7 protein-coding genes and 1 pseudogene are annotated in these 8,057 nt (G+C 66.9%); 2 read left to right on the top strand and 6 right to left on the bottom strand.

From position 1 onward, the window contains the following. On the top strand, positions 1–737 hold a 737-nt coding region (locus G205_RS24070; protein ID WP_009358456.1), incomplete at its 5' end, for an HNH endonuclease signature motif containing protein. 273 nt (positions 738–1,010) lie between these two features. On the opposite strand, the gene G205_RS13460 is transcribed toward G205_RS24070, so the two are convergent. The 6 genes from G205_RS13460 to G205_RS13435 all read right to left on the bottom strand — a co-directional run bounded on the left by G205_RS13460 (position 1,011) and on the right by G205_RS13435 (position 6,620). After that, positions 1,011–1,838: an MBL fold metallo-hydrolase gene (locus G205_RS13460; protein ID WP_009358455.1), complete on the bottom strand. Its 828-nt coding sequence runs from the start codon at positions 1,836–1,838 to the stop codon at positions 1,011–1,013. Positions 1,839–2,002: 164 nt separating this feature from the next. Beyond that, entirely contained in the window at positions 2,003–2,422 is a 420-nt protein-coding gene (locus G205_RS13455) for a hypothetical protein (protein WP_200859163.1), read from the bottom strand. Between the two features lie 144 nt (positions 2,423–2,566). Beyond that, positions 2,567–3,457, bottom strand: coding sequence for a Rieske (2Fe-2S) protein (locus tag G205_RS13450; protein ID WP_009358453.1), 891 nt, complete (start codon positions 3,455–3,457; stop codon positions 2,567–2,569). Positions 3,458–3,610: 153 nt separating this feature from the next. Then, complete coding sequence (locus G205_RS13445) at positions 3,611–3,910, bottom strand: putative quinol monooxygenase (RefSeq protein WP_009358452.1); 300 nt, start codon at positions 3,908–3,910, stop codon at positions 3,611–3,613. Between the two features lie 41 nt (positions 3,911–3,951). After that, entirely contained in the window at positions 3,952–5,328 is a 1,377-nt protein-coding gene (locus G205_RS13440; RefSeq protein WP_009358451.1) for a C4-dicarboxylate transporter DctA, read from the bottom strand. Between the two features lie 260 nt (positions 5,329–5,588). Further along, complete coding sequence (locus G205_RS13435) at positions 5,589–6,620, bottom strand: Lrp/AsnC family transcriptional regulator (protein WP_009358450.1); 1,032 nt, start codon at positions 6,618–6,620, stop codon at positions 5,589–5,591. A gap of 131 nt (positions 6,621–6,751) precedes the next feature. Between G205_RS13435 and G205_RS24065 the strand changes: the two are divergent. Continuing rightward, positions 6,752–8,037 (top strand): annotated as a pseudogene (locus tag G205_RS24065) (M20 metallopeptidase family protein). Positions 8,038–8,057 lie beyond the last annotated feature (20 nt).

Genomic DNA, 8,057 nt, shown 5'->3' with positions numbered 1-8,057 from the left:
TAACTACCACCACAGACGCCATCGCCGGCAGGGGGCGCGGCAGCAGCCTCGCAGGCGGCGGGGACACGGAGGGCGATGAGGTTCAACGTGTTGCGGGGAAACAGTTCCCTGATGAATTCCTCGGGCTCGCCACCCTCGTCGGGTCCGACGAACCAGCAGCGGGCCTCGTCATCCCGGACGCCCTGGCAGCGGCTTCACTGGAGGCGAGCGGCGCCGGCACCCAGGACAACAGCACCGGCCAAGCGGGAACCAGTACCAACACCGCGGTCCTTGGCGCAACCAGCCACGAAGCCGGAAAAGTCCCCACACCCCGCGCCGACGTCATCGTCACCGTCCCCGTGTTCTCCCTGCTCGGCCTAACCGACGAACCGGCCACCCTCGACGGCTACGGTCCCGTCCCGGCGGCGATGGCCCGTAAACTCCTCGCCGACGGGGCAGATTCCTTCACCCGAGTCCTCGTCGATCCACGCGACGGCGCACCCCTGGAGATAGGCCGCACCAGCTACCGGCTCACCAAAGCCATGCGACAGGCCCTCCAACTCAGGGACGGCAAATGCGCCTTCCCCGGCTGCAACAACAATGCCTTGGACAACGAAGCCGACCACCTCCAAGCGTGGGAACACGGCGGCGCCACCGGGCTCAGCAATCTGGCACAACTGTGCCCAAAGCACCACCGCCTGAAGCACAACAGCGGCTGGACACCCACAGAAGCAACAAAATCCGAACCACCCGGCTGAACCTCACCCACCGGACGCATTTACCCCGCCGAACAACCCGACCGGGAACCACCACGTCTGCCGGCGGGTATGCCTTCCCCGGGCGTGGCCGGCCCCGAGCTCTTGACGTCCGAGGCTCCGTTGGCGTCTCCTGCCAGCGTCATCAGTGTGGACTTTCGTCCGGCATTGTCCCCGGCGGAAGAATGCCTTTTGAGGTACCTGCGCAAGGCCAGGGCATAGCGTGCCCGCGGTGTTTTCCTACGTTCCCACCGCGGCGTTAGTCAGGGACGTCCGCTACGTGGCCCTGAGTCCTCCCCGGGCCTGGCTGAGTCGGGTCCGCTGTTTGGCCTCATGCCCGGCCAGCGCATGGAGCCGGGACACAACATCCAAAGCCAGCGGACGCCCGTGCCCGGGTGCCAGCAGCCGGGGGCCAAGGTTGGCAAGCCGGTCCACCGATTCCATGGCCACCTTCCAGTCCCAGGTGGTGTACCAGGGGGGACCTGCGAGGTCCGGCCTAGCGAGGAGGATGCCCGGGAGGGAGTTCAGGTTTACCGTCACCACCGCATCACCCGAAAGCAGAACCCTGTCGCTGGGCCGCCAAAAAGCTACGTGCCCGGGTGTGTGCCCCGGTGTGGGGACGGCGTTCCAGCCCGGCAGGCCCGGCACTTCCCTTCCCGGCCCAAGCGGTTGGACGACGTCGGAAATGTCCCCGGCGGCCTCGATCCGCCGGCGGAGCGGGGCCGGCAGCGAGCGCATGACGGGCATGACCACCCACCGGTCCAGCGGCATTGAGAAGTCGGCCCGGTACCTCCCCTGGGCCATGGGCAGCTCGGCCGGATGGACGTACACGGGAACCTGCCACAGCCGGGCGAGGGTGCCGGCGGCGCCGGAGTGGTCGGGGTGGAGGTGGGTCAGCAGGATTGCACGGGGGTTCTCCCCGGGACCGAGCATTCGCTGGACAGCCATGTGTACTTGCTCCGCGCTGGCGGCCCAGCCGGTATCGACCAGCATCCGGGCCGATCCGGACCGGACAAAGTAGAGGTTGGACGCGAATGCTCCCGATCCCGAGGTTATGAGGACAACCCCGGGAGCAATTTCCCGGATTTGGCTGATGCGCTTCATTGCCCTTCCATTTTCCTCCAGGACATCGCGCTTTCACATCATCCGGCGGCGAATGAAGCGAACCTTTGCCCGCCCATGCGTAGCGATGGATTCAGTCCTGCCGCTGTTCCTTACCGGTGCAGCGTTCCTTACCGGGTCGCAGTTCCTTACCGGGTCACAGTTCCTTACCGGGTCCGCAATCGCTTGAACGGTGGCCCGGCGGCCTGAACGGCTCTCGCCTGCGGTTCAGGGGAGGTGGCTGAAGTATGGCCGATCAAGCCGAGGGACAGCAGCAGGAGGCCAAGTTCGGCCAGGCCTGCTGCGAAATAGACCGCCTGGAGGACGGTGAAAGGGATGATGACCATCTGGACGAAGATCCAGATCAGGATCGAATAACCGGCCGTCGCTGCCGCAATGGCGGCCCAGCGGTGGTTCCTGGCAACGAGGATGAGTGCGGCGAGGTGCGTGCCGCCAACCACCAGTGCCAGCAGCAGGCCAGGAAGAAAGTAGCTGTTGAAGGGCGACCCCGCCAGCATGCTCTCGGGCATGACCAGCTGCGCCGGCAGGCCCAGCCGTTCGGGCCCCAGCCAACTTCCGATCGCCATCACCAAGCCACCGGCCAGTGCAGTCAGGCCAACGAATCCCAGGACGGCCAGAAGCCCTGCCCGCCTCACGGTTCCACTCCGATTGACTCTTGCATGCTGCCAGTGTCGCCCCGCCGCCTGGCCGGCAGTAGGGGCGAAAGGCCCTCAGCCGTCGGCGCCCGGCAGGCAAACCTCCACGATGCCGCCGGTGATACGGGTATCAAAACGCGGTTGCCGGGACGTGGCAGGGCCTGCCTGCACCTCGCCCGTACGCAGGGAGAACGTGCTCCGATGCCAGGGACAGACGACGCATGGTTCGCTGCCGGTCCCGGCATCTCCGGCCTTGAGTTTGCCTTCGTGCAGCGGCCCGGACAGGTGGCTGCAGACGTCGGACAGCACGTTGACGCTGTCGCCCTCCCGGTGGACGAGCAAGGGCAGTCCGGCAACTTCGTGCTTGAGCAGCTTTCCCTCCGGCAAATCCGAAAGCTGTGCCAGGGAATGCCATCCTGACGGGAAGCGGTGCGGTATCTCCTCGCTGTGGTTCACGCCCGCTGCCTGCCGGTAGGTGAGGTGGCCGCCCAGGAAACCGCCGGCACCTACTGTGGCAAGCCCCAAGTAGGCGAGGACCTTTCCGCTGTTCCGGCTGCCCCTCGCCCGCTGGATCAGCGACGCAATGTAGAGCCCCGTCGCCGTCACATTGGCCGCGGCGTGCACCAGGCCTACCCTTTGCTGCTGCGGGTGGAGCTGCGACCAGTCGGTGAAACCGGCCAGCGCCGACGGAAGCACGCTTGCAGTGCCAACCCCCACCAGAATCCCGGCGGCCTTTTCCGTGCCGGGGATCGCGTCCAGGACCCCGGCGGAAACCCAGGCACCGATCGGAACCTGGACTGCGAGCGGATGCACCGGATGGCCAATGGGAACACCGTGGAGCACGTCCCTCGCCCATTGTGGACGGAGGACCTTCCTGACGACTTTCCGGACGCTCTTGGCCACGGGGTCAAGCCATTCGGCGTCCTCGAGGCGGGTGACAAGCTCAAGTGCAGGCAGCGGCTTCATGGGTCTCCCTTACCCTGTTTCCTGGAATCCAGTCGGTGCCCAGAGCCTAGCTGGTGACCGTGCCGGGGAACAGGGCCAGGCAACAGACGCCGGGCAGCGACGCCGGGACGGAAGGGGAAGGCCGGAAGCCGCCGCTGGCAGCACCGGCACCGGTTACCGCAGCGGCGACCCCACCACCGTGAACTGGCTGCCGCCCATCTCGCCGGACAGCAGAGGCATGGCCTCGGCGATCGCGGCCCGCACACTGTCCAGCTGCAGTGAGGCCCGGTGCGCCTCCGGCGACTCCCACAGTTCGCTCACAAACACCGTGTCAGGAGCGTCGTCGTTCACGCCCACCTCGTACAGCAGGCAACCGGCTTCCTTGAGTCCCTCCATCGGCCGGAGCAGGATGGACACGACGGCGTCCCGCTGGCCGGGCTTGGTTCCGAGGCTTCCCACATTCGCAAAGGTCATGGTGCCCAGTCTGCAACAACGGCAGGACAGATTCCGTCAGGCTACTTCGCTGCCGCCGGCGCGGCAGGCTCGGCAACCTGTCCCGCCGTCGCAATCTCTCCCCTGGCCGCAACCTCGCCGTTGAAGGCACGCAGCATGGCCGTCCGGTCAAACTGGCCCTCCCATCTGGCCACAACGAACGTGGCCACACAGTTGCCCAGCAGGTTCACCACCACCCGCATGGAATCCATAAGCCGGTCGGCGCCCAGGAGCAGCGCCACGCCTGCCACCGGGAAAATCCCGAGCGCACCTGCCGTGGCGGACAGTGCCAGGAATGCGGACCCGGGGACCCCTGCCATCCCCTTGGAGGTCAGCATCAGCACGCCGAGGGCGGCGAGCTGCTGGCCAAAGTCCAGGTTGTACCCGAAGGCCTGGGCCAGGAAGAGCAGTGAGATCGACAGGTAGAGGGCGGCCCCGTCCAGGTTGAAGGAGTAGCCGGTAGGGACGACCAGGCCCGTGGTGGCGCGGGAGCAGCCGGCGTTTGTCAGCTTGGTCATGATGCGCGGCAGCACAGACTCCGTGGACGCCGTCCCGAGTGCGAGGAGGAATTCCTCCCGCGTGTACTTGATGAACTGCCACAGCGGCACCCGCGGGTACACCCACGCAACCACGAAGAGCAGCCCGATGAACACAAGCGCCGCACCATAGCAGGCGGCCACTAGCAGCGCATAGGTGCTCAGGGACCCGAGCCCGTACTGGCCGATAATGAACGCCATGGCACCGAAGGCGCCTATCGGCGCCGCCCGCATCACCCAGCCCATGATCTTGAAGAACAGCTCCAGCACGGTTTCCATCAGGGTGATCACGGGGAGGCAGCGCTCCCTGCCCACCACCACAATCGCGGCTCCAAAGAAGACCGAAAAGCACAGGACCTGCAGGAGACTGTTGCTGGCAAACGCGCCCACCACGCTGGTGGGAATGATGCCCAGCAGGAAGGCGGCAGCGTCCTTGGGCGGGGCCGTGGAAGTTTTGGCGTCCAGGGCGTCCTGCGAGAGCGACGCCGGATCAATGTTCAGGCCTGCGCCCGGCTGGACCACGTTCCCCACTACCAGGCCAAAAACCAGGGCAAACAAAGTGGCGGCGGTGAAGTATGCCAGTGCCTTGACGCCCACGCGGCCCACGGCCCGAACGTCGCTGACAGCCGCAATCCCCGTCACGATCACCAGGAAGATCAGCGGGGCGATGATCATCTTGATCAGCTGGATGAAGCCGTCCCCAAGCGGCCGGAGTCCCGCGCCGATCTCCGGCCAGAAGTGGCCGATCACAACGCCCGCCACGACGGCTGCCAGGATCTGGAAGAAGAGTGATTTATAAAGGGGTTTCCTTGCTGCCCCGCCTGCATGCGGTTGCGGCGCGGAGAGGAGCGCTGGGTTCTTCATCGCGGTGCCTGTTCTTTGGAATGTGTCGGCACCCGGGGCGCCGCAAGGTCATCCGTAACGCTAGGGCTCCCATGTTTCCGGAAAGATAAATCCGCAATGCGGAAGTATTAAGGGGAATGGCACGTGCGCGTACACCCGTCACCTGCGGCCACGGGAACGACGGCGGCGCGCGGTCGCCGTCGTTCGCTTCCCTTTCGGCTGGCTGGCTTCCCGGCAGGCTCCCCGCCGCTTTCCGCGGGCCTGACCTCAGTCCGCGGCGCTCAAGAGTCCCCGGCATCCAGGGTTCCGGCATGGACCACGGCACCGCTCGCCGTCGTGTCCTCGTTCAACATCCAGCCCACGCGCTTGACCGTCCGCAGCATCACCACGCTCTCCACCAGTTCGATGCCCGGCACTTTCTGCTGCAACGCCAGCTCGGCCGTCATGACGTCGGCCAGCGACTGGAGCCACATGATGATCACGAAGTTGGTGGGGCCGGTGGTGGACGCGCTGAGCCGGACGTTGCTGATGGTGCGGAACGCGGCGGCTGCCTCCTCATGCCTGCCGGCCGGGACGTTGGCGAACCACTGGCACGTCACCGGGAACGATGAGTAGCGCTGCGCCAGCTCGCAGCGGAACAGCAGGATTCCGCTGGCCAGCACCCGGTTCAGCTGCCGCTGCACCGTGGCGGGGTGGCGGCCCAGCCCCCGTGCAATGTCCGCCGCCGTCGCCCTCCCGTCCCGCGCCAGGAACGGGAGCAGGGCCAGGTGGCTGGACGGGAGGTCCCCAGCTGCCGCAGCATGCCGGCCCGCGCCCTCGGCGCCTTGTCCCAGCGTCCGCAGCGTTGCCAGCTGAGCCTTGTCCAGGATGTTCAGCCGCCACTCGTCGGCGCTGGTGTGCAGCCGGGTGCAGAGCGCTGTCTGGTATTTGGTGAGGCCCTCGATGGCCTTCAGCCTGGCGACGACGTTGGTGCTGAATTCCTCAAGCGACCTGGTGATGACGGTCAGCATCAGGTCGCGGTTGCTGGCCGCTTCCTCCACCGTGACGATCTCGGGAAGGGCCGCCAGCTGGGCGGTGACGGCGTCCCGCTGGTTCATCTCGCAGTCGACGGCCACAAAGGCGAGGAGCATCTGCTGGGGGTTTCCGGCCAGGTGCGCAGTGACCCAGGCCGCGCCGCTGGACCTGAGCCGTTCCCAGCGTGCGGCCAGTGTGGTGGCGTGGACGCCCAGCACTTTGGCGGCGTCGGCCCAGCCAAGCCGCGGGTGGACCTGCAGCACCTGGATCAGGGCGAGATCGTCCTCGCTGAGTTCCATGGGCCGTCCTTTCGTGCATGAATCCTGCTACCAAGTAGGAGCAGAAGCATAATTACTGCGCTTTCGGCGGATGTGAAGCGCGCCACTCCAGAATAGTCCCCAAGCCGGAAGCCCACGCCAAGGAGTACAACTTGCCCATCACCGAAGACGCCCGCGACCTGCAGGAAGACCTGGTCCGCCTCCGCCACGACCTTCACCGGCGGCCGGAGATCGGCCTGCACCTTCCCCGCACCCAGGAGCGCGTCATCCAGGCGCTGGACGGCCTGCCGTTCGAGATCACGCTGGGCAAGGAAACGACGTCGGTCACTGCCGTCCTGCGCGGCGGCGCCGGTATGCAGGCGGGTGGCGGAACCCCGGCGGCCACAGCTTCACCGGCGGGCACAGGTTCCCCGGCGGGCGGCAAAGCAGCCGAACGGCCCGCCGTCCTCCTCCGCGCGGACATGGATGGACTCCCGGTGCAGGAGAAGACCGGAGTGGACTACACATCCCGGACCGACGGCGCCATGCACGCCTGCGGCCACGACCTGCACACGTCCATGCTCGCCGGAGCCGCCACGCTCCTGGCCGAGAAGCGGCACCTGCTCCGGGGCGACGTCGTCCTGATGTTCCAGCCCGGCGAGGAAGGCTGCGACGGCGCCAGCTACATGATCCGGGAAGGCGTCCTGGACGCCGCCGGCCCACGCGTCCAGGCAGCGTACGGCATGCACGTCTTTTCCTCCCTGGAGGAACACGGCCAGTTCTGCACCAAGCCGGGCGTCATGCTCAGCGCTTCGGACGGCCTGGAGGTCACCATCCTCGGCGCCGGCGGCCACGGATCCGCCCCGCACGCCGCCAAGGACCCGGTGACCGCGGCGGCGGAGATGGTCACCGCGCTGCAGGTGATGGTGACGCGGCAGTTCAACATGTTCGATCCCGTGGTCCTGTCCGTCGGCGTCCTGCAGGCCGGCACCAAGCGGAACGTCATCCCGGAGACGGCCCGCATCGAAGCCACCATCCGGACCTTCTCCGAGGCTCCCGCCTCAAGATGATGGAGGCCGTACCCCGGCTGCTCAAGGGCATCGCCGCAGCCCATGGCCTCGACGTGCACGTGGATTACCAGGCGGAGTACCCGCTCACCATTACGGACGAGGACGAAACCACTACTGCCGAAAAGGTCATCTCCGGCCTGTTCGGCGAGCGCCGGCTCTCCCGCTGGGCCACCCCGCTCAGCGGCTCCGAGGACTTTTCCCGGGTGCTGGCAGAAGTGCCCGGCACCTTCGTGGGGCTCAGCGCCGTCGCTCCCGGTGCTGATCCAGCAGCCTCCCCCTTCAACCACTCGCCGTACGCGACCTTCGACGACGGCGTCCTGGCTGACGGAGCAGCGCTCTACGCAGAACTGGCCATGTCGCGTCTCGCCTCGCTTTCCGCAGCTTCATAGCACGCAGCCACTCCCCACCG

The organism is Arthrobacter nitrophenolicus, from assembly GCF_000332815.1.
Lineage (GTDB): Bacteria > Actinomycetota > Actinomycetes > Actinomycetales > Micrococcaceae > Arthrobacter > Arthrobacter nitrophenolicus.
This window is presented reverse-complemented; position numbering and strand designations above follow the sequence as displayed.